Here is a 24,130-nt window from a genome sequence, read left to right as displayed (position 1 = left end):
TCCGAGCCGGCACCACTGCGTAGACGATCATGAAACCCGTTCAACTGCCCCTGGGCATCCGTCTGCGTGACGATGCCACTTTCGCCAATTTCTATCCGGGCGCCAATGCTGCGGCGTTGGGGTATGTCGAGCGTCTCTGTTCGCCGGATGCCGGGTGGTCCGATGAACTGATCTATCTGTGGGGCGGCTCTGGCGTCGGGCGTAGTCATCTGTTGCAGGCGGCGTGCTTGCGTATAGAAGAGCGGGGCGAACAGGCGGTCTACCTGCCGCTGCGTGATGTGGTCCAGCTCGGTCCGGAACTGCTCGATGGCCTGGAGCAGTATGAACTGGTCTGCCTGGACGACCTGGATGCGCTGGTGGCGGATGCCGCCTGGGAAGAGGCGCTGTTCCACCTGTTCAATCGGCTGCGCGATGCCGGGTGTCGCCTGTTGCTGTCGGCCAGCGTTTCGCCTCGCGAACTGCCGGTCGAGCTGCCTGACCTGAAGTCACGCCTGAGCCTGGCGCTGGTTTTCCAGTTGCGTCAGTTGTCTGACGAGGACAAGTTGCGGGCGCTGCAACTGCGCGCTTCGCGGCGCGGGCTCGACCTGCCGGACGATGTCGGGCGCTTTATCCTGACCCGGGGCGATCGCAGCATGAGCGCCTTGTTCGAGCTGCTCGACCGCCTGGATCAGGCTTCCCTGCAGGCCCAGCGGCGCCTGACCATTCCTTTCCTCAAGGAAACCCTGCACTGGTAGTGCAGGGTTCAGGCTTTGGCGGCAGGGCCTGATGCCGCGGAAAAACGCCAGGCGACGAAGCGACTGCGCTTCTGGCCCTGGGCCATTTCGCCGATGTGCAGGTGGCGTGCGCCCAGTTTGGACAAGCGCTTGCGTAGCAGCTCGACATTACCGGCCTTGGACACCAGGGTGCTGAACCAGCCGACTTGCCCGGCCACCTCGACGCTCTCATCGGCCATGCGGCTGATAAAGGCGATTTCGCCGCCCTCGCACCAGAGTTCATTGCTTTGCCCGCCGAAGTTCAGTGCCGGCAGCTTGCGCTGCGGGTCGAGGCGTCCGAGGTTCTTCCATTTGCGTCGGCTGCCACTGCTGGCTTCGGCCTGCGAGGCGTGGAACGGTGGGTTGCACAGGCTGATGTCGAAGTGTTCGTCACTGCCGAGCAGGCCATGGAAGATATGCTGACGCTCCTGCTGTTGCCGCAGTTCGATGGCGTTGCCCAGGTCGTTGGCACTGACGATGGTGCGCGCGCAGGCGAGGGCGGTGTCGTCGATGTCCGTGGCGAGAAAGCGCCAGCCGTACTCCTTCACGCCGATCAGGGGGTAGATGCAGTTGGCTCCCGTGCCGATATCCAGCGCCCGGACACCCGCGCCGCGCGGGATCGTGCCGCCGTTGTGATGCGCGAGCAGGTCGGCCAGGCCGTGCAGGTAGTCGGCCCGACCTGGAACCGGCGGGCACAGGTAGCCCTCGGGAATGTCCCAGTGAGCGATGCCGTAGAGCTGCTTGAGCAGCGCCCGGTTGAACACCCTTACCGCCTGCGGGTTGGCGAAGTCGATGCTCTGCTTGCCGTAAGGGTTGAGGATCACGTGGTCAGCCAGTTCCGGGCTGGCTGCGATCAGGGCGGGAAAGTCGTAACGGCCCTGGTGGCGGTTGCGCGGGTGCAGTTGGCCTTTCTCGGCGGGGTGTGAAGGTCGGGGCATTGGCTGGGGTACGCAGGGAGGTGGGCGAGGATTTTCCCACACCTCTGGCAAGCCTGCAGGATTCTTCCGGCCAGTCGCACGAAGATCGCCGTGCTTGCTCATATGGACAGGCCGAGGCCGTGCGGGTCTTCATGGCCAGGGCATCCTTTCCCCTGGAGTGGGGCCACAATCCTGCTGTCATGATCCCGTCGCTGCGCTATAATCCCGCCCTTTTCGTTACGCCTGATTGAGAGTACCGCCGACCATGGAAATCAACCCGATCCTCAACAGCATCAAGGATCTTTCCGAACGTACCCTGTCGATTCGGGGGTATCTTTGACTACGATCAGAAGCATGATCGGCTGGTCGAAGTAAACCGCGAGCTGGAAGACCCGAACGTCTGGAACAACCCGGACTATGCCCAGGGGCTGGGGCGCGAGCGCGCCACCCTGGCGCAGATCGTCGAAACCCTCGACGAACTCCAGAGTGGGTTGACGGACTCCAGCGAACTGCTGGAAATGGCCGTGGAAGAGGATGATGAGAGCGCGGCCAACGATGTCGCCACTGAGCTGGCGCGTCTGCGTGGCATTCTTGAGCAACTGGAGTTCCGCCGCATGTTCAGCGGCGAGATGGACGCCAATAACTGCTATCTGGACATCCAGGCCGGCTCCGGCGGCACCGAGGCCCAGGACTGGGGCAACATGCTGCTGCGCATGTACCTGCGCTGGGCCGACAAGCGTGGCTTCGACGCCACCATCATCGAGCTGTCCGAAGGCGAGGTCGCCGGCATCAAGGGCGCCACCGTGCATATCAAGGGCGAGTACGCCTTCGGTTGGCTGCGCACCGAGATCGGCGTGCACCGCCTGGTGCGCAAGAGTCCGTTCGACTCCGGCAACCGCCGCCACACTTCGTTCACCGCGGTGTTCGTGTCGCCGGAGATCGACGACAACATCGAGATCGAGATCAACCCGTCCGACCTGCGCATCGACACCTACCGCTCCTCCGGCGCGGGTGGCCAGCACGTCAACACCACCGACTCGGCCGTGCGTATCACCCACGTGCCGACCAACACCGTGGTGGCGTGCCAGAACGAACGCTCTCAGCACGCCAACAAGGACACCGCCATGAAAATGCTGCGGGCCAAGTTGTACGAGCTGGAGATGCAGAAGCGCAGTGCCGCCTCCCAGGCGCTGGAAGACACCAAGTCGGATATCGGCTGGGGTCACCAGATCCGCTCTTATGTGCTCGACCAGTCGCGCATCAAGGATTTGCGCACCGGTGTAGAGCGTAGCGACTGCGACAAGGTACTGGACGGCGACCTCGACGAGTACCTGGAAGCCAGCCTGAAACAGGGCCTGTAAGGCCAGGCTTCTTCTTGCGGGCGGTCGCCGCCCGCACCCAATTCACCGTGAAACACGCCAGGCAAACGAAACGACCATGAGCGAACAACCGCTGAACCAGCATGCCATCCATGAGGAAGAAAACCACCTGATCGCCCTGCGCAAGGAAAAGCTTGCCGCCGAGCGTGCCAAGGGACTGGTCTTCCCCAACGATTTCCGCCGCGACAGTTACTGTGCGGACCTGCAGAAGGCCTGCGAAGGCAAGAGCAAGGAAGAGCTGGAAGCGCTGGCCATTCCAGTCAAGGTGGCCGGGCGTCTCATGCTCAACCGTGGCGCGTTCATGGTGTTGCAGGACATGAGCGGGCGCATCCAGGTCTATGTCGACCGCAAGGGCCTGCCGGCCGAAACGCTGGAAGCGATCAAGACCTGGGACCTGGGCGACATCCTCGCCGCCGAGGGCACTCTGGCCCGTTCCGGCAAGGGCGACCTCTATGTGCACCTGAGCCAGCTACGATTGCTGACCAAGTCGCTGCGCCCGTTGCCGGACAAGCACCACGGCCTGACCGACACCGAGCAGCGCTATCGCCAGCGCTACGTCGACCTGATCGTCAACGAGGAAACCCGCCACACCTTCCGTGTGCGCTCGCAGGTCATCGCCCACATCCGCAAGTTCCTCGCCGAGCGTGACTTCCTCGAAGTGGAAACGCCGATGCTGCAGACCATCCCTGGCGGCGCAGCGGCCAAGCCGTTCGAAACCCACCACAATGCCCTGGACATGGCCATGTTCCTGCGTATCGCGCCGGAGCTGTACCTCAAGCGGCTTGTCGTTGGCGGGTTTGAAAAGGTCTTCGAGATCAACCGCAACTTCCGTAACGAAGGCGTTTCGACCCGGCACAACCCCGAGTTCACCATGCTCGAGTTCTACCAGGCCTACGCTGACTACGAAGACAACATGGACCTGACCGAGGAGCTGTTCCGCGAGCTGGCCCAGGCCGTGCTCGGCAGCACCGACGTGCCGTACGGCGACAAGGTGTTCCACTTCGGCGAGCCGTTCGTACGCCTGTCGGTGTTCGACTCGATCCTCAAGTACAACCCGGAAATCAGTGCTGACGACCTCAATGACGTCGAGAAAGCCCGCGCCATCGCCAAGAAGGCCGGTGCCAAGCTGCTCGGCCACGAAGGCCTGGGCAAGTTGCAGGTGATGATTTTCGAGGAGCTGGTCGAGCACAAGCTGGAGCAGCCGCACTTCATCACCGAGTACCCGTTCGAGGTGTCGCCGCTGGCGCGTCGCAACGACAGCAACCCCAACGTCACCGACCGCTTCGAGCTGTTCATCGGTGGTCGTGAGATCGCCAACGCCTACTCCGAGCTTAACGATGCCGAAGATCAGGCCGAGCGTTTCCTGGCCCAGGTGGCGGAGAAGGACGCCGGCGACGACGAGGCCATGCATTTCGACGCCGACTTCGTGCGTGCGCTGGAGTACGGCATGCCGCCGACCGCCGGGGAAGGCATCGGCATCGACCGCCTGGTGATGCTGCTGACCAACTCGCCGTCGATCCGCGATGTGATCCTGTTCCCACACATGCGTCCGGAGCTCTGATAGCGGATGCGGGGTGCGCCATGCGCACCTTGCTGAGGTCACCGATATCCAAGGTGCGCGTGGCGCACCCTACGACCTGTCCTGGAGAGTGGCGATGAATACCCGCAACCAGCTCGATGAATACCAGAGCACGGTGCGTGCGCTGTCCGACCGTATCGTCGAGGCGCAGTCGCCGTTGCGCGTGCTGGATGCGGTGAAGTGGGACGACAGTATTCGCCAGGGCTTCTTCGCCGCGGGCGGTCGCGAGCTGCCGGCGGTGAACCGGGCCTGGTACGAGCGCCGTCCGCTGGCATTCGATGCCGGCGCCAAGAAGGAAGAGCTGCAAGCCATCGAGCGGGACATTACCCGGCAACTGGGGCAGTTCAATCCGGTCGGGCAGATCATGCGGCGCATGTGCAAGGAATACCGCATGGTGGTGCGCATGCTGGAAGCGCGCGGCACCGCCGACTTCGGCCTGATCTCCCAGGAGTTGTATGGCGCCGCTTCGGATGCCTTCCATGCCGGCGACCCGACCCTGGCCGACCTCGGCTTGATGCTGTCCGACTACCTGAACAATATCGCCGACCGCAGCGATCTCAAGGACGAAGCCAAGACCCTCGATGCCAAGCAGGCGGTGGAGATTCTCCAGCGTCAGTTGAATGCGGTGTTTGGCGAGGGCGAAGGCGTCATCCGCGTCTTCGAGTCCGATGGCATCCTCGCCGATGCGGCGGCGGGCGCCGACTACATCAAGATTCGCAGCGATGCGTTGTTCAACGAGCGCGACGTGCGGGCGCTGGCCGTGCATGAAGGGCTGGTGCATGTCGGCACCACGCTCAATGGCCAGAACCAGCCGATCTGCACCTTCCTGGCCAAGGGGCCGCCGTCCTCCACGGTGACCCAGGAAGGGCTGGCGATCCTCATGGAAGTGATTGCCTTCGCCTCCTATCCGACGCGCCTGCGCAAGCTGACCAACCGCACCCGGGCCATCCACATGGCCGAGGAAGGGGCGGATTTCCTCGATGTCTTCGCCTTCTTCCGCGAGCAGGGCTATGACGAGGATGAGTGCTACAGCAATGCCAGTCGGGTCTTCCGTGGTTCGACCCCCGATGGCATGCCCTTCACCAAGGACCTGTCCTACCTGAAGGGTTTCATCATGGTCTACAACTACATCCAGCTGGCAGTGCGCAAGGGCAAGCTGGAGCAGATTCCCCTGTTGTTCTGCGGCAAGACCACCCTGGAAGACATGCGCACCCTGCGCCAATTGGTGGAGGAGGGCATGGTGGTGCCACCGAAGTACCTGCCGCAACAATTCCAGGACCTCAATGCGCTATCGGCCTGGATGTGTTTCTCCAACTTCCTCAACCACCTGAGCCTGGATCGGATCGAAGCGGACTACGCCAATATCATCTGATGCTTCGAACCGGCTCTTTCTGACTGGATTTCCCCATGAGCGAACGCAACCCCATTCCTTACATTCTCACTGCGATCGGTACGGTCGCGGCCACGGTCGGTGTGCTGAGCTATTACGGCTACATGCATTTCGCCAAGCCTGAAGATGCCTTGCTGCTGGCGGACTACACCATGCTCAAGACGATTCCGGGCGAGGACTACAAGCTCTCGGCGAAGCCGGCCGACCAGGTCGCGCAGTGCATCGACGGCGTACTCGTCCTGTTCGATGTGCAGCAGAAGGGATTGAGTGGTGTGCTGGTGGATAACCGCAAGCGTGCGGTTCGTTGCGTCGGCGATCAGCCGCCGGTACCGGAAGGTCTGTTGCGCTGAAACGGTCTTGAGACGAAGTCTGAAAGTGCGGCGGGGGCCCTGAGGCCCCCGCGCGGTGTGGTCAGCGTACCGAAGAACGCGGTGCCACGGGTTTTGCGTCGTCGGAGATGGTGACCTCCACGCGACGGTTCATGGCGCGGCCCGATTCACTGCTGTTGCTGGCGATCGGGTAGTCCTTGCCGTAGCCCTGGGACACGATGCGCTGCGGGCTGACGCCGAAGCGGACCAGCGCCAGGCGCACGGCGTCGGCACGGCGCTCGGACAGGCCCTGGTTGTATTGCGCCGAGCCAGTGCTGTCGGTATAGCCTTCGACGATCACCTTGCGCTCAGGGTTTTCGTTGAGGAAGTCAGCCAGCTTCTGCACGTTGTGCAGGCCGCCTTGTTTCAGTTCCGCACGGTTGAAGTCGAACAGCACGTCACCGAAGGTCACCAGGGTGCCGCGCTCGGTTTTCTTGCCTTGCAGTTCGGTCTGCAGCTTGCGGATCTCCGCTTCGCGAGCTTCCAGCAGTGCCTTGGCACGCTCTGTGGAGGATTTCTTCAGGTCGTTCTCTGCGGCGCGCAGGGCGATGGTCTGCTCGGCCAGCTCGATACGGCGCTTGGTCAGGTAGGAGAGCTGATCGACCTTCGCTTCCTTGGCGTCATCCAGATAGGCCTTGTTGGCCTTGTCCAGCGCCTTGCTGGCGTCTTCGGTTTCCAGCGCGGCCAGGGTGTTGGAGCGTGGATCGGATTGCAGTGCGGAAAACTTGCTACGCGCCTGTTCCAGGTTGGCGTTGGGCGGTGTCGAGCACGCTGCGAGGGCAACGGACAGAGCCAGCAGGGCGGGAAGGGTAACGAGCTTTTGCATAATGAGTCATTCCTTTATCTGAGAGGATCGAGCCACGAGGGGGCTTACTGGGCGTTGCGCAGACCTTCGTCACGCAGTTCCTGTACGCCGCGCTGGGCATCTTCCAGTGCTTTCTGGGCCTTGGCCGCCTGAGTCTTGCGCTCGGCCAGGCGGGCATCCCACTCGGCCTGTTCGGCCAGGGTGCGTGCCTTGTCGTAGTCCTTCTTCTGCAGAGCCAGCTCTGCGTCTTTCCACTTCTCCTGTGCGGAGCGGGTCTCGACCGGTGCGAACTCGGTCCCGCCAGCGCTGACGGCGCTTCTCACCGCAGAGTTGGTGACAGCGAACTGCTCGGTCGGCGGGTTGCCGGCGCAGGCGGTCAGCATCAGGCCGCCCAGGGCCACGGCGGCCAGCTTGGGCAGTACGGAGCGCGAATCGCGGTTGTTGAGGGAGGGTTGCTTCATGGTCAGTCTCCTTTGACGAATTGCTGACGGTCGTTGGTATGGGTAGCTGGCTGCATCGTCCGAAATCGCTCCGGGCAACACATGGGCATATTTCTCTGATGCCGTTCGTCGAAAAATGTTCAGTTGCGAGGCAAACTGATGTCACGGTCATTCGGATATCGGCGCTGCGAGAAAGTTCGGTGCGCGGATGTCGGTCATGGTCGATGACCGTATGCTGGGGCGAGCCGATGCTCGGCCCGTAGCGGCGGTGATTCCCGATCCGCCGAGTCAATGGAGAGGTTGCATGGCGAAAATAGACGTGCGCTTGCGTGAGAACGTGCATCTGCTGGGTGAACTGCTGGGCAGGACCATTCGCGAACAGCATGGTGACCGGTTCTTCGAAAAGATCGAACTGATCCGCAAAGGGGCCAAGAGTGCCCGCCAGGGCTCGGCTGATGGTGCCGCCCAGCTTGCCGCCACCCTCGATAGCCTCAGCGAGAGCGAGTTGCTGCCGATGTCGCGGGCGTTCAACCAGTTTCTCAACCTGGCCAATATCGCCGAGCAGTACCACAAGGCCCGGCGGCGCCGTGAAGGCGAAGCGGCACCTTTCGAAGAAAGCATGCTCGCCGATTTGTTGGCCCGTCTGCAGGCGGCAGGCCATACCCCGCAACAACTGGCCCGGCACGTCGCGCAGCTGGATATCGAGCTGGTGCTGACCGCGCACCCGACCGAAGTGTCGCGGCGCACCCTGATCCAGAAATACGATGCTATTGCCGCGCAACTGGCGGCCCGCGATCACACCGATCTGTCCCCGGACGAACTGGCGCGTATCGAACTGAACCTGCAACGGCTGATCGCCGAGGCCTGGCACACCGAAGAAATCCGCCGCAACCGCCCGACGCCGCTGGAGGAAGCCAAGTGGGGCTTCGCCACCATCGAGAGTTCGCTCTGGCAGGCGTTACCCAATGTCTTCCGCCAGGCCGATGCGATCCTGCGTGAAACGGCCGGGCAACCCTTGCCCATTGAGGCGGCGCCGATTCGCTTCGCCTCCTGGATGGGCGGCGACCGCGATGGCAACCCCAATGTGACGTCGACGGTGAGCCGTTCGGTATTACTGCTGGCGCGGGAAGTCGCGGCCGACCTCTACTTGCGTGATATCGAAGATCTGATCACCACCCTGTCGATGCAGAATGCCAGCGACGAACTGCGCGCCCAGGTCGGCGACAGTCCCGAACCCTACCGTGAGCTGCTCAAGGGCTTGCGTGAGCGCCTGCTGGCGACCCGCGACTGGGCTGCCGCCGCGCAGGACAGCGACGTGCCGCCTGGTAGCCAGGTCCTGCAGGACAATGCCGAGCTGCGTGAGCCGCTGGCGCTCTGCCACCGCTCGCTGCATGCCTGCGGCATGCATGTGATCGCCGATGGTGTCCTGCTCGATTGCCTGCGCCGGGTGGCGGCCTTCGGCCTGTTCCTGGTGCGACTGGACATTCGCCAGGACTCCTCGCGGCACAGTGCCGCCCTGGGCGAAATCACCGAGTACCTCGGCCTTGGCGATTACCAGCAGTGGGACGAGGCGCAGCGTCTGGCCTTTCTGTCGGCCGAGCTGGACAGCCGCCGCCCCTTGTTGCCCCGCTGCTACCAGCCATCGGCGCCAACCGCCGAAGTGCTGGCAACCTGTGCGGTGATCGCCCAGGCGCCAGCGGCCTCCCTGGGTTCCTACGTGATCTCCATGGCGCGCAGCGCCTCCGATGTGCTGGCGGTGCAACTGCTGCTGAAGGAGGCGGGCCTGTCACGGCCCATGCGCGTGGCGCCGTTGTTCGAGACGCTGGATGACCTGAATGCCGCTGGCCAGGTGGTCGACTGGTTGTTGTCGCTGCCAGGTTACCGCGAGCGGCTGGCGGGCGCCCAGGAAGTGATGATCGGCTATTCCGACTCGGCCAAGGACGCCGGCACCACGGCGGCGGCCTGGGCGCAGTACCGGGCGCAGGAGGCACTGGTCGATATCTGTGCCCGCCATGGCGTCGAACTGCTGTTGTTCCATGGGCGCGGTGGTAGCGTCGGGCGCGGCGGCGGACCGGCCCATGCGGCCATCCTGTCGCAGCCGCCAGGGTCGGTGAAAGGGCGTTTCCGCACCACCGAGCAGGGCGAGATGATCCGCTTCAAGTTCGGTCTGTCGGGGATTGCCGAGCAGAACCTGAATATCTACCTGGCGGCCATTCTCGAAGCGACCCTGTTGCCGCCGCCGATGCCCGAGCCGCGTTGGCGCGAGGTGATGGAGCGGCTGGCCTGCGATGGCGTCGAAGCCTATCGTTCGGTGGTGCGCGACAACCCACAGTTCGTCGACTATTTCCGCCAGGCCACGCCTGAGCAGGAGCTGGGGCGCCTGCCTCTGGGCAGCCGTCCGGCCAAGCGCCGCGAGGGCGGCGTGGAGAGCCTGCGGGCGATTCCGTGGATCTTCGCCTGGACCCAGACACGGTTGATGCTGCCGGCCTGGCTCGGCTGGGAACGGGCACTGGAGAATGCCCTGGGCCGAGGCGAGCAGCAGGTGCTGGAAAGCATGCGTCAGCAATGGCCGTTCTTCGCGACCCGCATCGACATGCTGGAAATGGTGCTTGCCAAGACCGACGAGGAGCTCGCCAGCCGCTACGACGCGCGCCTGGTTGACGCCTCGCTGCTGGAGTTGGGCGCGCGGCTGCGCGACCGATTGTCGCGTGCGGTCCGGGCGGTAACGGGATTGACCGGTCAGTCACAACTGCTCGCCCACAGCCCCGAGACACTGGAAGCCTTCAGCCTGCGCAACACCTACCTGGACCCCTTGCACCTGATGCAGATCGAACTGCTGGCCCGTTCGCGACAACCCGATGTCGCGGCGGACAGCCCGCTGGAGCAGGCGTTGCTGGTCAGTGTGGCCGGGATTGCCGCCGGTTTGCGCAATACCGGTTGAAGGCGCTGCAGGGGTGAGGGAAGGGCAGAGAACCGGGAGGTGTCGCCGCGTCGGTTGACACCGTTCTCCTGCCTTCCAGGCGGCTGCGTGCCGGGCTCTTCGGGCCTTTTCGCAGGATGGTTTCACCTTGCGCTGAGGCCGGGCCGTCCTGCGTTCACCCTTGTACGGGGTGGGTGCGCTGTGTATCGTGTCCAGCCTTTTGCCATGATGGCAATGATCGAATATTGCGTGCCTTGCTGTGGCCTGCGGGCATTGGACAGCGGGGCATGAGCGCTTTGAGACGCCTGCTTCGGGCGTGACGATAAACAGGTGGCATGGCTGCCGGGCCCATCAGGTTCTGGAGGTTCGGCGGTGGCTGCCAGGGCGATATGGCCTGTGCAAACTTGAGGAGTTTCTGATGCGCGTGATTCTGTTGGGAGCGCCGGGTGCCGGCAAAGGTACCCAGGCCCGGTTCATCACCGAGAAGTTCGGTATCCCGCAAATTTCCACCGGTGACATGCTGCGCGCAGCGGTCAAGGCGGGCAGCGAGCTTGGCCTGCGCGTCAAGGGTGTCATGGAGAGTGGTGGCCTGGTTTCCGACGAGATCATCATCGCCCTGATCCAGGAACGCCTGACCCAGCCCGACTGCGCCAACGGCTTCCTGTTCGACGGCTTCCCGCGCACCATCCCCCAGGCCCAGGCGCTGAAGGATGCCGGTGTGAAGCTCGACCACGTACTGGAAATCGACGTGGACGACGAGGTGATCGTCCAGCGTATGTCCGGCCGTCGCGTGCACCCGGCCTCCGGTCGTGTCTACCATGTCGAGCACAATCCGCCGAAGGAAGCCGGCAAGGACGACGTCACTGGTGAAGAACTGGTGCAGCGCCAGGACGACCTGGAAGAAACCGTGCGTCACCGCCTGTCGCTCTACCATTCCCAGACCAAGCCGCTGGTGGACTTCTATCAGGACCTGGCCAAGGTCGAAGGCACGCCGCGCTACAACCGCGTGGAAGGTGTCGGTTCGGTCGAAGAGATCACCGCCAAGGTGTTCGCCGCTCTGGCCTGAGCTTCCTTCGCGATCTGAATGCAACCCTCGCAGCCCTGCCATCCCGCAGGGCTGCCGCTTTTTGAAGAATCTCCACCATGACGACCTTGCTGGCTCTGGATACCGCGACCGAAGCCTGTTCGGTGGCGTTGTTGCACGCCGGGCGTGTGACCAGCCGCTACGAAGTGATTCCACGACTGCATGCCAAGCGCCTGCTGCCGATGGTGCGTGAGCTGCTGGATGAGGCCGGTGTGCCGCTGACAGCGGTCGATGCCATCGCCTTTGGCCGTGGCCCCGGTGCCTTTACCGGCGTCCGTATCGCCGTGGGCGTGGTGCAGGGGCTGGCGTTCGCTCTGGAGCGTCCGGTGCTGCCGATTTCCACCCTTGCAGTGCTCGCCCAGCGTGCGCTGCGTGAGCATGGTGCGCGGCAGGTGGCAGCAGCCATCGATGCACGGATGGATGAGCTGTATTGGGGATGCTTCGTCGAGCGTGAGGGTGAGATGGGCCTGGCGGGCCTGGAGGCAGTCCTGCCACCAGAGCACGTGACTCTGCCTCGCGCCAGCGCTGGCGAATGGTTCGGCGCCGGCACGGGTTGGGGATTGGCATCGCGCATACCGGTGTCGGTGCAGGGCAGCGATGCCAGTATGCTGCCCCATGCCGAGGACCTGCTGACCCTGGCTCGCTTCGCCTGGGCGCGGGGCGAGGCGCTGGAGGCCGATCAGGCCCAGCCGGTCTATCTGCGAGACAACGTGGCCACGGTGAAGCAGCAGAAGTGAGCGCACTGATTGCCAATTGCCTGGGCGCCAGATAAAGTCGCCCGGTCTGTGCAGGATCGCATGATGTTGATCAACGGTTTATCCTCTTCCGCCTATCCCGTAGAACGCACCCCGGTCGCTCCCGGTCGTGCGCTGGCACCCTATGAGGAAACGCAGCGGATCGCCGACCGTGGTACGAGCGACAGCGTTTCTGGCGAAACCGCTTCCCAGGCATCGACCTCGGCGCAGCAGTCTGAATCCTCCTCCTCTGCAACGAGCATCACCTCGCTTTCGGCCCGTTTCGAAGCGACCATGAGTCGCCCCGTTTCGACCCGTGTCGCCGAGGCACTGGCCAGTTATGCCAGTACCGCCTCGTTCCGTACCGACTTCGACTCCCACGATGTGCTGGGGCTGGACCTCTACGCCTGACCGTGCTGCCTTATTTCATCGGCTGTCCCTCCTGGAACGAGTCCGCCTGGCGCGGCTCCCTGTACCCGACAGCGATGCCGGCCAGCGACTTTCTCAGTCACTACTGTTCGGTCTTCAACTGCGTCGAGGGCAATACCACTCTTTATGCCTGGCCCAGTGAGGAAAAGGTTCGTCGCTGGCTGGCGTTGATGCCCGAGGGCTTTCGCTTCTGCGCCAAGTTCCCACGGGAAATCAGCCAGGCCCAGGACTTGCGCATGGCACTGGAGCAGGTGGATGCCTTCGAGCGCCTGATGGCACCGTTGGGCTCGCGTATCACGCCGTTCTGGTTGCAACTGCCGGCCAGCTTCGGCCCCTCGCGCCTGCCAGAGCTGGTGGCGCTGTTCGAGCATGTCCGGGTGCCGCTGGCACTCGAAGTGCGGCACCGGGCGTTCTTTGCCAAGGGCGACGAGGAGCGGGCGCTCAACCGACTGTTGCTGGACAGGGGTATCGAGCGTATCTGCCTGGATTCAAGGGCACTGTTCAGTTGCCATTCGGACGACCCCGCGCTGTTGCACGCGCAAAGCAAGAAACCTCGGCTGCCGCCACGGCCAGCGGCTTTCAGCGACAGCCCGCAAGTGCGCTTTATCGGGCATCCCGAACTGTCGGCCAATGACCCTTTCCTGGCGCCCTGGCTGGACAAACTGGCCGGCTGGATCGAGCAGGGCCGCACGCCACATATCTATCTGCATACCCCGGACAACCACCGGGCGCCGGAGCTGGCGCTGCGCTTTCACCGGCAACTGGCCGAGCGCCTGCCCGGGTTGCCGGAGCTGCACTGGCCTGAGCCGCCCGAGGAAGCGCAGCTGTCGTTGCTGGAATAGTGGGGCGGTCGCTTGCAGCCACCGGCTGCTTTATCGACAATTGCCGGCCTCGCAGTCCCGGTCCATGTCCATGCCTTCTTCTGCCCCGCGTATTCGTGTCGAAGCGCTCGATTCCCTTTACATCGATCGAGCACGTGCCTGGGCGGATCGCCTGGGTTTGCCGCTTGGCCAGGATGATGCGGATTTCGTCTTGCAACTGGGCGATAACGGCCTGCAGCTGCTTGAGCTGGGGCCACAGGCACCGGGGGCGGTGCGGGTCGATTTCGTCGAGGGCGCGGTGGCGCATCGCCGTCAGTTCGGCGGTGGCAGCGGGCAGATGATCGCCAAGGCGGTCGGAATCGCGCCGGGCATTCGGCCGCGGGTGCTGGACGCCACCGCCGGGCTTGGCCGGGATGCATTCGTGCTGGCTACCCTGGGCTGCGAGGTGCGGATGATCGAGCGCCAACCGCTGGTCGCTGCGCTGCTGGAGGACGGCCTGGCGCGTGCCGCGCAGTCGGCGGACGTACAGGACATCATGCAGCGCATGGCGTTGTTGCCAGGCAATGCCATCGAACTGATGCGCGACTGGAGCGACGAGCCACCGCAAGTGGTCTATCTGGACCCGATGTTTCCGCATCGCGACAAGAGTGCGCTGGTCAAGAAGGAGATGCGGCTGTTCCGGCCATTCGTCGGCGACGACCTGGATGCACCGGCGCTACTGGCCGAGGCCTTGCGCCTAGCCAGTCACCGGGTGGTGGTCAAGCGGCCGCGCAAGGCGCCCGCGTTGGAAGGTGCCGAGCCCTCCTATCGTCTGGAAGGCAAGTCCAGTCGCTATGACATCTATGCCAAGAAGAGCCTGAAAGGCTGAGACTGTCGATTTCCCCAGCCTGAGGATTGCCGCAGGCTGCCCGCGAATTCCCTGCCGATAATCCCTGTCCGTGGCCCACGCTGCTCGTGTGGTGCCAGCAGGATCTGCTGTGCGTGTGTCCGAGCGTCGTTGCTATTTATGTTACTTTATAACATATTTGGCGGCGCGAGCAGGTGAGCTGCTCCGTTCTGACGAGACCCACGACTACCATGAGTACCTTGCTGCCTGACGTTGCCCTGACGGAGCGTTCCTCGACCTGTGTCGCCCTGGACTGGGTCGGCATGGACGGGATCGACCTGCCCATCATGCTGGACGAGCCCGGCTTCACCTATCCCGTGCCGGCGCGGGCGCACGCCCAGGTCGACCTGCCCGACCCGACCATCAAGGGCATCCATATGTCGCGCCTGTACCGGCTGCTGGATGGCTTCTCGGATGCCGAACGGCTAAGCCCCGCCGCCTTGGAGAAACTCCTGCGGGCGATGGTGGACAGCCATGCCGATTGCCATTCGAGCCGTGCCCGTCTGGGGCTGTCCTTTTCCCTGCTGTGCCGCCGTCCGGCGTTGCTGACCGAAGGGTTGAGCGGTTGGAAAGCCTACCCGGCGCAGGTCGAGGCCATCTGGCAGGAGGGACGCCTGTCGCTGCAGGCTTCGCTGCAGGTCGGCTACTCGTCCACCTGCCCCTGCTCGGCGGCCTTGACCCGGCAGTTGATAGAGCGCGCCTTCCGCGAGGCGTTCGGCACATCAGGCGCCGTGGATACGCAACAAGTGGCGGACTGGCTGCGTAACAACGCGACCCTGGCGACGCCCCACAGCCAGCGCAGCGTCGCCGATGTGCGGGTGCGGCTGGAGAGCGGGGCGCGCAGCCTGGGGCTGCTGGCCCTGGTCGACCGTATCGAGGCGGCCCTGGGCACGCCGTTGCAGACGGCGGTCAAGCGGGCGGACGAACAGGCCTTCGCCCGCCTGAACGGGCAGAACCTGATGTACGTCGAGGACGCCGCGCGCCGGCTGCGGCAGGCCATCGATGGCCTGTACCCCGGCTCCAGCGTGAGCGTCAGGCACGTCGAGAGCCTGCACCCGCACGATGCCGTGGCCAGTAGCGCGCAGGGCTGGCCGGACGAGGTGCGCCCATGATCCGCAGGAACCCGTCCGGCCACCTGCCGCTGATCGCCGAGTCGGCCTATATCGACAAGACCGCGATCATCTGCGGCAAGGTGGAGATTCGCGACAATGTCTTCGTCGGTCCCTATGCGGTGATCCGCGCCGACGAGGTGGACGACAGCGGCGATATGCAGCCGATCATCATCGGCGCCAATTCCAATATCCAGGATGGCGTGGTGATCCACTCCAAGTCCGGCGCCGCCGTGACCATCGGCGAGTACACCTCGATTGCCCATCGTTCCATCGTGCACGGCCCCTGTGTGGTCGGCGATCGGGTCTTCATCGGCTTCAACAGTGTGCTGTTCAATTGCCATATCGGCGACGGCAGCGTGGTGCGGCACAACTCGGTGGTGGACGGGCGCGACCTGCCGCCCAGCTTCTACGTGCCGCCAACCGAACACATCGGCCCGCACACCGACCTCGAACGCTACCCGCCGGTGAGCATCTCGGCCTCGGAGTTCTCCGAGGATGTCGCCCGCACCAATATCGACCTGGTGCGGGGCTACAAGGCCCTGCAGAACGAGTTCTGAGCATGGCCGATATCCTCATCCGCAATGCCCGCCTGGTGAACGAAGGGCGCGAGTTCGACGGCGATCTGCTAGTCGCCCATGGGCGTATCGAGAAGATCGCCGGCAGTATCGAGGGCGTGCGCGCCCGGATGGAGATCGATGCCAACGGGCAATGGCTGCTGCCGGGCATGATCGATGACCAGGTGCACTTCCGCGAGCCAGGTGCGCCGCACAAAGGTTGTATCGCCAGCGAGTCGCGGGCGGCGGTGGCGGGGGGCATCACCAGTTTCATGGACATGCCCAACACCCGCCCGGCAACCCTGACCCTGGAAGCCTTGGCCGACAAGAAACGCCGTGCGGCCCGTGGTGCCCGGGCCAACTATGGCTTTCACTTCGGTGTCAGCCAGGACAACCTGGACACCGTTGCCGCCCTCGACCCGCGCGAGGTGGCCGGGGTCAAGGTGTTCATGGGGGCCTCGACCGGCGACATGCTGGTGGACGATCCCGTGCTGCTGGAGCGGCTGTTCGCCTGCGTGCCGACCATTCTGCTGGCGCATTGCGAGGACACGCCGAGCATCCTGCGCAACGAGGCGCGGCTGCGTGCGCAGTATGGCGCGGCGATCCCGCCCGCCGCTCATGCGCTGATCCGCGATGCCGAGGCCTGCTACCGCTCGTCCAGCCTGGCTGTCGGGCTGGCCCGCCGCTTCGCCACCCGCCTGCATGTGCTGCACCTGACCACGGCCCGCGAGCTGGCGCTGTTCGAGCCCGGCCCGCTGGCAGGCAAGCGCATCACCGCCGAAGTCTGCCTGCACCATCTGCTGTTCGACGACAGCGACTATGCGCGCCTCGGCCACCTGATCAAGTGCAACCCGGCGATCAAGCAGCGCAGCGACCGCGATGCCTTGCGCCAGGCGCTGCTGTGCGACCGCATCGACGTGATCGGCAGCGACCATGCGCCCCACAGCCTGGAGGAAAAACAGCGCGACTATGCCCTGGCGCCGGCGGGCCTGCCGCTGGTGCAGCACGCCTTGCCGGCCCTGCTGGAACTGGTGGACGAGAAGGTGTTGCCGCTGACCCGGCTGGTGCACAAGACCAGCCACGCGGTCGCCGAGCTGTTCGCCATCCGCGAGCGTGGCTACCTGCGCGAAGGCTATTGGGCCGACCTGGCCCTGGTCGAACGCCTGCCGCGCCCCTGGCCGGTGGAAGAACAACCGCTGCTGGCGCAGTGCGGCTGGACGCCGTTCCAGGGGCGCCGTTTCCGCCACATCGTGCGCACCACCCTGGTCTCCGGGCAACTGGCCTGGCACGGCGGGCGCGTGCAGGACGACTGCCAGGGGCTGCCGCTCGCCTTCGAGCGCTGACTGAGGACAGGGCGGGCCATGCGCCCGTCGATAAAACCACGTTATATCGCCAGGTATCGCCATGACCGAACAGGAGCTCCTTCGACAACCCGCCAGCGCCTATATGGATGAGCGCCAGCAGGCGTTCTTCCGTGAGCTGCTGCTGGCGCAGCGCCAGGAGCTGCAAGCACGTATCGAAAACGAATTCGAGGCCTTGCGCGAGCATCAACCCAGCAGCGACCCGGCGGATATCGGCAGCGCCGAGGAGCAACGGCAATGGCAACTGCGCCTGCTGGAGCGCGAGAAGAAACTGCTGGACAAGATCGACCAGGCGCTCGAACGCCTGGCACGTGGCGAATACGGCTGGTGCGCCGAAACCGGCGACGCCATCGGCCTCAGACGCCTGCTGCTGCGCCCCACCGCGACCCTGTGCATCGAAGCCAAGGAGCGCCAGGAGCAGCGCGAAAAACATCAGCGTGATCGTGACTGAACGAGGAAACCATGAACCCGCAACGCCTACCTGTAACCGTGCTCTCCGGCTTTCTCGGCGCCGGCAAGAGCACCTTGCTCAACCATGTACTGAAGAACCGCGAGAACCGCCGCGTGGCGGTGATCGTCAACGATATGAGCGAAATCAACATCGACGGCAGCGAGGTGCAGCGCGATGTAAGCCTCAACCGTGCCGAAGAGAAACTGGTGGAGATGAGCAACGGTTGTATCTGCTGCACCCTGCGCGAGGACCTGTTGCAGGAGGTCAGCCGTCTGGCGCGAGAAGGCCGCTTCGATTACCTGCTGATCGAGTCCACCGGTATCGCCGAGCCGCTGCCGGTGGCCGAGACCTTTACTTTCCGCGATGAGCAGGGCCGCAGCCTGTCCGACCTGGCGCGGCTGGACACCATGGTCACGGTGGTCGACGGGGTCAATTTCCTGCGCGATTTCCATGAGTCGCAAAGCCTGGCCAGTCGTGGCGAGAGCCTGGGCGAAGAAGATGAGCGCTCGATCACCGACCTGCTGATCGAACAGGTGGAGTTCGCCGACGTGCTGCTGATCAGCAAGATCGATCTGATCGCCAGCGCCGAGCGCGAGGAACTGACGGCCATCCTGCGCAGCCTCAACCCCCATGCGGACATCCTGCCGGTGAGCATGGGCCAGGTGCCGCTGGAGCGTATCCTCGACACCGGCCGCTTCGACTTCGAGCGCGCCGCCGAGGCGCCGGGCTGGCTCAAGGAACTGCGTGGCGAGCATGTGCCTGAGAGCGAGGAGTACGGCATTGCCGCCACGGCCTACCGCGCCCGGCGTCCCTTCCATCCGCAGCGCTTCCACGACTTGGTCACCCAGCCCTGGAGCAACGGCCGCCTGCTGCGCTCCAAGGGCTTTTTCTGGCTGGCCAGCAAGTACCGCGAAGCGGGGAGCTGGTCACAGGCGGGGGGGCTGATGCGCCATGGCCTGGCGGGTGCCTGGTGGCGCTTCGTGCCCAGGGCGCAGTGGCCGCAGGACGAAGAGGGCCTGCAAGCCATCCTGAAAAACTGGACGCCCGAGGCCGGCGACTGCCGCCAGGAACTGGTGTTCATCGGCCAGAACATCGACTTCGAGCGACTGACGGCAGCGCTGGATGCCTGCCTGCTCGACGACCAGGAGATGGCCGCCGGGGTCGAGGCCTGGCAGCGGCTTGCCGATCCTTTCGGGCCTTGGGGCTGAGCCACTGCAAGGCTTTCTGCAGCGCGCGTCGCTCCGGGGCCGCGGACGTTCGATGGGCGCGGGACGTCTCCATGCCCAGCGCCATGCTGCCAGCGGTCATCGCTCAACGCACGATTGGGTAGAAGCCCTCCGGGGTTGGCGTCCACAGGATATCGCTGGCGAAAGCCTGCTCCAGCGCACCCGAGTGACGGACCTGCTCCGGTGTGCCGCTGTACAGCAGGCGACCTCCAGAAAGAATGGCGATGCGGTCGGCGAAGCGCATCGCCAGTCCCAGGTCGTGCAGCACCAGCAGCATCGAGCATCCCGGCAGGCGTGTGCGCAGGTAGCGCATCAGGGCGAGTTGGTGGCCGACATCCAGGGCTGCGGTCGGCTCGTCGGCGAGCAGCAACGGCGATCCCGCCGCCAGTGCCCAACCGATGGCGGCCCGGGCGCGTTCGCCGCCGGACAGCTGCGACAGGCGGCGCGTCAGCAGTGCACCGATATCCAGTGAATCCACCAGCTCATCCGCGACCATCGCCGGCTTTTTGCCCTCTGCAGACCTGCCGCCCCGGCTGGCGCCGAGGGCGAGCAGCTCCGCGACGTCGAGGTCCCACTGGCTGCGAAAGTCCTGCGGCAGGTAGGCCAGTGCACGGGCTCGTTGCAGCGGGGGAAGGCGCGCCAGTGGCTGGTCGTCCAGGCGTACCTCGCCCGCGCGAGGCTCCAGCAACCCGGCCAGGCTGCGCAGGGCGGTGCTCTTGCCCGAGCCGTTGGGGCCGACCAGCACCAGCAGTTCGCCGTCATGAAGCGACAGATCCAGTCCGTCCAGTACTCGCTTGCCGGACAGATCGATGCACAGGTCGTGTGCGCTCAGGCGTATCGGCGCAGTGGTCATGGCGAAGGCCTCGCACGGATCAGCAGCAACAGGAAGAAGGGCGCGCCGATCAGTGCGGTCAGCAGCCCGAGGGGAATCTCGGCCGGTGGTAGCAGGGCACGGGCGAGGCCATCGAGAACCGCCAGCAACGCCCCCGAAGCCAGCGCGCTGGCCAGTGCCAGCCGCTTGTGGCTCGGCCCCAGCAGCCAGCGCACGGCATGCGGTGCGACCAGGCCGACGAAGCCGACCAGGCCGCCCCAGGATACCGCCAGGGCGGTGATGGCCGCCGCCAGCAACAGCGCCTGGTGGCTGAAGCGCCTGGGGTTCAGCCCCATGCTCTGGGCCACCTGTTCGCCCAGGCCGAGCAGGTCCAGGCCGTGGGCCAGGCGCAGGGTCAGCCATAGGGCGAGGGCCGTCAGCAGCGCGAGCAGGGCCAGGGACGACCAGTCTGGCGTATGGATACCGCCCAGGGTCCAACTGAGCACCACCTGCAGGTTCACGCTTTCGTCGGAGAGGGCCAGCAGCAACAGGCTGCGCAAGGCGCCGAGCAGGGCCGCCACGGCAATGCCGGCCAGCAGCAGGCCGCTGGTGTCGGTGATGCGGGTCAGGCGGGTGATGGCCAGTACCAGCAGGGTCGCGCCCCAGGCACCGAGGAAGGCCAGCAGCGGCAGGGACAGTGCCACCGCAAGCGGCAGCGGCACCAGCAGTGCGATGGCCGCGCCGACCGCCGCGCCGGGGGCGCTGCCAAGCAGGTAAGGTTCGGCCAGTGGGTTGCGGAAGACGCCCTGGAAAATCACCCCGGCCAGGCCCAGGCAGGCACCGACACAGAAGGCGGCAAGCACCCTCGGCAGGCGCCAGTGCACCAGCAACTGGCCAAACGGGCTGTTCGCCGTGCGGGTGTCGAACAGCTCTGCCAGATCGTGCGGGGCCAGCAGGTCCGCGCCCAGCCAGAGTCCCAGTAGCACGGCTGGCAGTGGCAACAGGCAGATCAGGCGGTAACGCGCAGTACGGGTCATGGGGAGGGCATTCCAGGCGATGGCTCGGCAAAGGCCGAAGGGTGCAGCAGGCGTGCCAGTTGCTCGACACCTTCGACTACCCGCGGGCCGGGGATCAGCAGCAGGGCGCTGGGCAGTGCCGCGAGTCGGTTGTCGCGTACCGCGCCAATGCTGGCCCAGCCCGGGCGCTGCGGCAGTGCCTGCAAGCGTTCGGGCGGGCCGGCGACGACGATATGCCCGGGGTTGGCACGAAAGACCGATTCGCCTCCGACCTGGCTCAGCGCATTGCCCGCGAAGACATTCTCGCCACCGGCCAGGCGCAGGATATCGGCGGTGTAGGTGCCGTCGCGCACGCTCAGGTAGGTGCCACGCTCGCTGGCGCCGGTTTCCAGGTAGACGCGAACCGGCGCTTGCCCGGCGAGGCGCGCCCGTACCGCTTCCAGACGCGCATCCAGGTTGGCCAGCAGTTGCCGGGCCTGTGCCTCGTTGCCGGTGGCGCTGCCGAGCAGGCGGATATTCGCCATGACCGTGTTCAGGTCGCGATGGTCGAGCACCAGCGCCGGAATGCCGATGCGTTGCAGCGGCTCGACCAGCGTCGCGGCCTGGCGTGCCGGGGTCATCACCACAAGGTCTGCGCGCAGGCGTGCGATCGCTTCCACGGAGAACCCCAGGCGACCGCCGACCTTGGCGCGCTCTGCGATCTCCGGCGGGTAGCGGGTGAAGGCCTCGACACCGACGATGGCATCGCCAGCACCGATGCCGTTGAGGATTTCGACGTTACTGGCAAAGATCGCGACGATGCGCCGGGGCTTGGCGGGGATTTCCACCTGGCGACCCAGCGCGTCGACCACCAGGCGTGGAAAGCCCTGGCTGTCGACGGGCTGTGCCAGCGCGATGCCGCTCAGCAGCATCAGCCACAGCGGCCAGATACGCGGCATCAGAAGCGGTAATGCGCGCCGAGGTACAGCTCGCGTCCCGGGTTGCTGTTGCCCAGGCCGCCGTTCGAGGCTGCCGGGTCGGCGCTGGTGGAGTGGTTGCCGGTGGCGATGAACAGCGAGCTGCGGTCGATATCGAACAGGTTGTTGATGCCCGAGAACAGCGACAGGTCGCGGGTCAGCTGGTAGTTGCCACGCAGGTTGAAGACCCAGAACGACGCTTTGCGGTGCACGTAGTTGGCATGCGGTTCGCCCGCCGGGATCAGCAGTTTCTCTTCGGTGTTGTAGAAGATCGGCCCGCGCAGGATGGCCGTCAGGCCCAGGTCCCAGGCGTTCTGCCGGCCATAGATCAGGCCCAGGCTGGCCTGGTGCTGGTACATGCGCTGGATCTGGTCGCGGTGCGTGCCGATGAGGGTGCTCGAAGCGCCCCGGTCTTCCATGTCGAAGTTCCAGATGCCGCTGGCGTTCAGCCGCAGTAGCTGTTCGCCCTGTAGGGCCAGCGCGTTGGCCAGGTCGTATTGCCATTGTGCTTCGAGGCCACGGATCACCGCATCGCCCTGGCCATTGGTGTACTGGCTGACCGTGCTGCTCAGCGGTCGGGTGGTGATGCGGTCGCGGATGCGGTTCTGGAACAGTGCCAGATCGAAGAACTGGTTGCCGTGGGCGACGGTCAGGCCGGTTTCGAACTGCAGGCTGGTTTCCGCCTTCAGGCTGGCGTTGCCCAGGGTCTGGGTGCCGCTGGTGGTAGTGAAGTCGGCCGCCAGTTCGCCGGCCAGTGGAGCGCGGAAGCCAGTGGAGACGCCCGCACGCAGTTTCAGCCAGTCGAGTGCCTGGAAGGCGGCACCAAGGCTGTAGGTGACGTCATTGAAGCTGCGGGTCTTCTCCTCCAGCAGTGGCATGTGATCGGTGGCCACGGTGGATGAGCGGCCATAGCTGTAGCGGGCGCCGCCACGCAGGGTCAGGCGATCGTCCAGCAGGCGCTGGATCAGCTCGGCATAGAGGGCGGCGGAGAGGTCGTCGGAGTTGATGTCGTAAGGCGCGGCCTGGCTGCTGGTGGAGCCGCTGACCGAGACACGGAAGCGCTCATTGCGCAGCTTGCTCTTCTCCAGGTCGACGCCTAGCAGCAGGTCGGTGCTCGGGCCCAGCAGAATCTGGGGCGTCAGCCTGAGGCCGTAGCCACTGAGCTTGCGCTCGATGTTGTCCTTGCTGAAGCCGGCGGCGCCGCTGCTCTGGCGTTCCGAGCCCCAGTGCAGGTCGTCGACGTCGCGGAAGGCATAGGCCTGGGCCGCCCAGTTCATCCAGTCGCCGACGCGCGCGGTCCAGTTGGCCTCGATGGACTGGTTGTAGCGGTTGTCGTAGTTGTTGTAGTCCCACTGCGAACCCCGGAAGCCGGCATCGTAGATGCCGTCGGAGCGCAGGGTCAGCTCGAAGCGCTGGTCGTCGCCGGCGTCGTAGCCGAGGGCGAGCAGGCCGCCACGGCGTTTCCAGGCGGTGTTGTGCTGGGTGCCGTCATCGCTGCGGTAGTCGCTGCGGCGCCCGGCATCGAAGCCGATGTAATAGTCCAGCGCGCCGAGCATGCCGCTGCTGTACAGCGAGCCCTGGCCCAGCCCCCAGGAGCCGGCTTGCAGGGTGGCGCCGTTGCCGCTGGTGTTGCGCCCGTCACGGGTGATGATGTTGACCACTCCACCGATGGCCTGGCTGCCGTAGATCACCGATGCCGGGCCGCGGATGATCTCGATGCGCGCCACCTGGGCTGGCGACAGCTTGGAGATGTTCGCCGTACCCGAGCGGCGGCCGTTGACCAGTACCGTCACCTGGCTGCGGTAATCGCGGCCCTGGCCGTCGGTGGAGCCGCCACGGATGTTGATCGAGGTCTGCCCCGGCGTCCATTCGCTGAAGAAGCCGACGGCATTCTCGGCCAGCAGGTCGGTGAGGCTGCGTGCCGACGAGCGCTCGATCTGTTCGCTGTCGATGACCTGGACCGTGGAGGTGGTGTCCCTGAGGGACTCATTGGCGCGCGGCGCGCTGATCAGCGATGAGTCCATCTGCAGGATGCCGGGGCTGCTGTCCGCCACGGCAATGCCTGCCATGCCGAACAGCAGAGGCAGGCTGCCAAGGGTGATACGTGTGTAAGGCATGTGGTGTCCTCTGTCTTCGAGT

The 24,130-nt window shown here is 65.1% G+C and carries 23 protein-coding genes; 16 read left to right on the top strand and 7 right to left on the bottom strand.

Annotation, left to right across the window (positions count from 1 at the left end):
* Window positions 1–29 precede the first annotated feature (29 nt).
* Entirely contained in the window at window positions 30–734 is a 705-nt protein-coding gene (hda, locus tag HW090_RS02665) for a DnaA regulatory inactivator Hda (RefSeq protein ID WP_179112026.1), read from the top strand.
* Between the two features lie 8 nt (window positions 735–742).
* Here the strand turns inward: hda and rlmF are convergent, their stop codons facing one another.
* Window positions 743–1,690: a 23S rRNA (adenine(1618)-N(6))-methyltransferase RlmF gene (rlmF, locus tag HW090_RS02660; protein ID WP_179112025.1), complete on the bottom strand. Its 948-nt coding sequence runs from the start codon at window positions 1,688–1,690 to the stop codon at window positions 743–745.
* A gap of 244 nt (window positions 1,691–1,934) precedes the next feature.
* On the opposite strand from rlmF, the gene prfB reads away from it, so the two are divergent.
* The 4 genes from prfB to HW090_RS02640 all read left to right on the top strand — a co-directional run bounded on the left by prfB (window position 1,935) and on the right by HW090_RS02640 (window position 6,367).
* Window positions 1,935–3,030, top strand: a protein-coding gene (gene prfB / locus HW090_RS02655; protein ID WP_179112024.1) for a peptide chain release factor 2 whose coding sequence is annotated in 2 segments (ribosomal slippage) — window positions 1,935–2,006 and window positions 2,008–3,030 — 1,095 coding nt in all. Because the reading frame shifts where the segments join, the coding sequence is not laid out codon by codon here.
* A 76-nt stretch (window positions 3,031–3,106) separates the two neighbouring features.
* On the top strand, window positions 3,107–4,609 hold the full coding sequence (gene lysS / locus HW090_RS02650; RefSeq protein ID WP_179112023.1) for a lysine--tRNA ligase: 1,503 nt from the start codon (window positions 3,107–3,109) through the stop codon (window positions 4,607–4,609).
* Between the two features lie 94 nt (window positions 4,610–4,703).
* Window positions 4,704–5,999 carry a flavohemoglobin expression-modulating QEGLA motif protein gene (locus tag HW090_RS02645; RefSeq protein ID WP_179112022.1) on the top strand — a complete coding sequence of 432 codons (1,296 nt, stop codon included), beginning with the start codon at window positions 4,704–4,706 and terminating at the stop codon, window positions 5,997–5,999.
* 35 nt (window positions 6,000–6,034) lie between these two features.
* A complete protein-coding gene (locus HW090_RS02640) occupies window positions 6,035–6,367 on the top strand; it encodes a hypothetical protein (protein WP_179112021.1) in 333 nt (110 codons plus the stop codon).
* 61 nt (window positions 6,368–6,428) lie between these two features.
* Here the strand turns inward: HW090_RS02640 and HW090_RS02635 are convergent, their stop codons facing one another.
* Both HW090_RS02635 and HW090_RS02630 read right to left on the bottom strand, forming a co-directional pair.
* The gene (locus HW090_RS02635; protein ID WP_179112020.1) at window positions 6,429–7,211 is read right to left on the bottom strand and encodes an OmpA family protein; all 783 of its coding nucleotides are present in this window, start codon (window positions 7,209–7,211) and stop codon (window positions 6,429–6,431) included.
* Between the two features lie 44 nt (window positions 7,212–7,255).
* A complete protein-coding gene (locus HW090_RS02630) occupies window positions 7,256–7,651 on the bottom strand; it encodes a DUF4398 domain-containing protein (RefSeq protein ID WP_179112019.1) in 396 nt (131 codons plus the stop codon).
* A 283-nt stretch (window positions 7,652–7,934) separates the two neighbouring features.
* On the opposite strand from HW090_RS02630, the gene ppc reads away from it, so the two are divergent.
* From ppc to zigA, 11 genes are all read left to right on the top strand, one after another.
* Window positions 7,935–10,571 carry a phosphoenolpyruvate carboxylase gene (gene ppc / locus HW090_RS02625; RefSeq protein WP_179112018.1) on the top strand — a complete coding sequence of 879 codons (2,637 nt, stop codon included), beginning with the start codon at window positions 7,935–7,937 and terminating at the stop codon, window positions 10,569–10,571.
* Between the two features lie 397 nt (window positions 10,572–10,968).
* Window positions 10,969–11,616: an adenylate kinase gene (adk, locus tag HW090_RS02620; RefSeq protein ID WP_179112017.1), complete on the top strand. Its 648-nt coding sequence runs from the start codon at window positions 10,969–10,971 to the stop codon at window positions 11,614–11,616.
* A gap of 77 nt (window positions 11,617–11,693) precedes the next feature.
* A complete protein-coding gene (tsaB, locus tag HW090_RS02615; RefSeq protein WP_179112016.1) occupies window positions 11,694–12,371 on the top strand; it encodes a tRNA (adenosine(37)-N6)-threonylcarbamoyltransferase complex dimerization subunit type 1 TsaB in 678 nt (225 codons plus the stop codon).
* A gap of 63 nt (window positions 12,372–12,434) precedes the next feature.
* Window positions 12,435–12,779: a hypothetical protein gene (locus HW090_RS02610; protein ID WP_179112015.1), complete on the top strand. Its 345-nt coding sequence runs from the start codon at window positions 12,435–12,437 to the stop codon at window positions 12,777–12,779.
* Window positions 12,776–13,639 carry a DUF72 domain-containing protein gene (locus HW090_RS02605; RefSeq protein WP_256930781.1) on the top strand — a complete coding sequence of 288 codons (864 nt, stop codon included), beginning with the start codon at window positions 12,776–12,778 and terminating at the stop codon, window positions 13,637–13,639. Before HW090_RS02610 ends, HW090_RS02605 begins: the two co-directional genes overlap by 4 nt.
* A 70-nt stretch (window positions 13,640–13,709) precedes the next feature.
* Complete coding sequence (locus HW090_RS02600; RefSeq protein WP_179112014.1) at window positions 13,710–14,486, top strand: class I SAM-dependent methyltransferase; 777 nt, start codon at window positions 13,710–13,712, stop codon at window positions 14,484–14,486.
* A 209-nt stretch (window positions 14,487–14,695) separates the two neighbouring features.
* The gene (folE2, locus tag HW090_RS02595) at window positions 14,696–15,616 is read left to right on the top strand and encodes a GTP cyclohydrolase FolE2 (RefSeq protein WP_179112013.1); all 921 of its coding nucleotides are present in this window, start codon (window positions 14,696–14,698) and stop codon (window positions 15,614–15,616) included.
* Complete coding sequence (locus HW090_RS02590; RefSeq protein WP_179112012.1) at window positions 15,613–16,173, top strand: carbonate dehydratase; 561 nt, start codon at window positions 15,613–15,615, stop codon at window positions 16,171–16,173. Before folE2 ends, HW090_RS02590 begins: the two co-directional genes overlap by 4 nt.
* 2 nt (window positions 16,174–16,175) lie before the next feature.
* Window positions 16,176–17,513 (top strand): dihydroorotase, encoded by a 1,338-nt coding sequence (locus HW090_RS02585; RefSeq protein ID WP_179112011.1) that lies wholly within the window; start codon window positions 16,176–16,178, stop codon window positions 17,511–17,513.
* Between the two features lie 61 nt (window positions 17,514–17,574).
* Window positions 17,575–17,982: an RNA polymerase-binding protein DksA gene (gene dksA, locus HW090_RS02580; RefSeq protein ID WP_179112010.1), complete on the top strand. Its 408-nt coding sequence runs from the start codon at window positions 17,575–17,577 to the stop codon at window positions 17,980–17,982.
* Between the two features lie 11 nt (window positions 17,983–17,993).
* A complete protein-coding gene (gene zigA / locus HW090_RS02575) occupies window positions 17,994–19,190 on the top strand; it encodes a zinc metallochaperone GTPase ZigA (protein ID WP_179112009.1) in 1,197 nt (398 codons plus the stop codon).
* A gap of 103 nt (window positions 19,191–19,293) precedes the next feature.
* Here the strand turns inward: zigA and HW090_RS02570 are convergent, their stop codons facing one another.
* From HW090_RS02570 to HW090_RS02555, 4 genes are read right to left on the bottom strand one after another with little or no spacing between them, the layout of a single operon-like run.
* Window positions 19,294–20,061 carry an ABC transporter ATP-binding protein gene (locus HW090_RS02570; RefSeq protein ID WP_179112008.1) on the bottom strand — a complete coding sequence of 256 codons (768 nt, stop codon included), beginning with the start codon at window positions 20,059–20,061 and terminating at the stop codon, window positions 19,294–19,296.
* Window positions 20,058–21,056: an iron ABC transporter permease gene (locus tag HW090_RS02565; RefSeq protein WP_179112007.1), complete on the bottom strand. Its 999-nt coding sequence runs from the start codon at window positions 21,054–21,056 to the stop codon at window positions 20,058–20,060. Before HW090_RS02565 ends, HW090_RS02570 begins: the two co-directional genes overlap by 4 nt.
* Window positions 21,053–21,973, bottom strand: coding sequence for an ABC transporter substrate-binding protein (locus tag HW090_RS02560; protein WP_179112006.1), 921 nt, complete (start codon window positions 21,971–21,973; stop codon window positions 21,053–21,055). Before HW090_RS02560 ends, HW090_RS02565 begins: the two co-directional genes overlap by 4 nt.
* Window positions 21,973–24,108 carry a TonB-dependent receptor gene (locus tag HW090_RS02555; RefSeq protein WP_179112005.1) on the bottom strand — a complete coding sequence of 712 codons (2,136 nt, stop codon included), beginning with the start codon at window positions 24,106–24,108 and terminating at the stop codon, window positions 21,973–21,975. Before HW090_RS02555 ends, HW090_RS02560 begins: the two co-directional genes overlap by 1 nt.
* Window positions 24,109–24,130 lie beyond the last annotated feature (22 nt).

The organism is Pseudomonas sp. ABC1 (assembly GCF_013395055.1).
Classification (GTDB): domain Bacteria; phylum Pseudomonadota; class Gammaproteobacteria; order Pseudomonadales; family Pseudomonadaceae; genus Stutzerimonas.
Note: the sequence above shows the minus strand (reverse complement) of the source record. Positions and strands in the feature narration are given on the sequence as shown.

Bases quoted from the DNA above. Each gene is read 5' to 3' on its own strand.
- HW090_RS02555 (WP_179112005.1), bottom strand. From the start codon at position 24,108: ATGCCTTACACACGTATCACCCTTGGCAGCCTGCCTCTGCTGTTCGGC.
- HW090_RS02590 (WP_179112012.1), top strand. From the start codon at position 15,613: ATGATCCGCAGGAACCCGTCCGGCCACCTGCCGCTGATCGCCGAGTCG.
- HW090_RS02630 (WP_179112019.1), bottom strand. From the start codon at position 7,651: ATGAAGCAACCCTCCCTCAACAACCGCGATTCGCGCTCCGTACTGCCC.
- folE2 (WP_179112013.1), top strand. From the start codon at position 14,696: ATGAGTACCTTGCTGCCTGACGTTGCCCTGACGGAGCGTTCCTCGACC.
- rlmF (WP_179112025.1), bottom strand. From the start codon at position 1,690: ATGCCCCGACCTTCACACCCCGCCGAGAAAGGCCAACTGCACCCGCGC.
- HW090_RS02565 (WP_179112007.1), bottom strand. From the start codon at position 21,056: ATGACCCGTACTGCGCGTTACCGCCTGATCTGCCTGTTGCCACTGCCA.
- lysS (WP_179112023.1), top strand. From the start codon at position 3,107: ATGAGCGAACAACCGCTGAACCAGCATGCCATCCATGAGGAAGAAAAC.
- HW090_RS02570 (WP_179112008.1), bottom strand. From the start codon at position 20,061: ATGACCACTGCGCCGATACGCCTGAGCGCACACGACCTGTGCATCGAT.
- HW090_RS02610 (WP_179112015.1), top strand. From the start codon at position 12,435: ATGTTGATCAACGGTTTATCCTCTTCCGCCTATCCCGTAGAACGCACC.
- adk (WP_179112017.1), top strand. From the start codon at position 10,969: ATGCGCGTGATTCTGTTGGGAGCGCCGGGTGCCGGCAAAGGTACCCAG.
- hda (WP_179112026.1), top strand. From the start codon at position 30: ATGAAACCCGTTCAACTGCCCCTGGGCATCCGTCTGCGTGACGATGCC.
- ppc (WP_179112018.1), top strand. From the start codon at position 7,935: ATGGCGAAAATAGACGTGCGCTTGCGTGAGAACGTGCATCTGCTGGGT.
- HW090_RS02560 (WP_179112006.1), bottom strand. From the start codon at position 21,973: ATGCCGCGTATCTGGCCGCTGTGGCTGATGCTGCTGAGCGGCATCGCG.
- dksA (WP_179112010.1), top strand. From the start codon at position 17,575: ATGACCGAACAGGAGCTCCTTCGACAACCCGCCAGCGCCTATATGGAT.
- zigA (WP_179112009.1), top strand. From the start codon at position 17,994: ATGAACCCGCAACGCCTACCTGTAACCGTGCTCTCCGGCTTTCTCGGC.
- tsaB (WP_179112016.1), top strand. From the start codon at position 11,694: ATGACGACCTTGCTGGCTCTGGATACCGCGACCGAAGCCTGTTCGGTG.
- HW090_RS02640 (WP_179112021.1), top strand. From the start codon at position 6,035: ATGAGCGAACGCAACCCCATTCCTTACATTCTCACTGCGATCGGTACG.
- HW090_RS02585 (WP_179112011.1), top strand. From the start codon at position 16,176: ATGGCCGATATCCTCATCCGCAATGCCCGCCTGGTGAACGAAGGGCGC.
- HW090_RS02645 (WP_179112022.1), top strand. From the start codon at position 4,704: ATGAATACCCGCAACCAGCTCGATGAATACCAGAGCACGGTGCGTGCG.
- HW090_RS02600 (WP_179112014.1), top strand. From the start codon at position 13,710: ATGCCTTCTTCTGCCCCGCGTATTCGTGTCGAAGCGCTCGATTCCCTT.
- HW090_RS02635 (WP_179112020.1), bottom strand. From the start codon at position 7,211: ATGCAAAAGCTCGTTACCCTTCCCGCCCTGCTGGCTCTGTCCGTTGCC.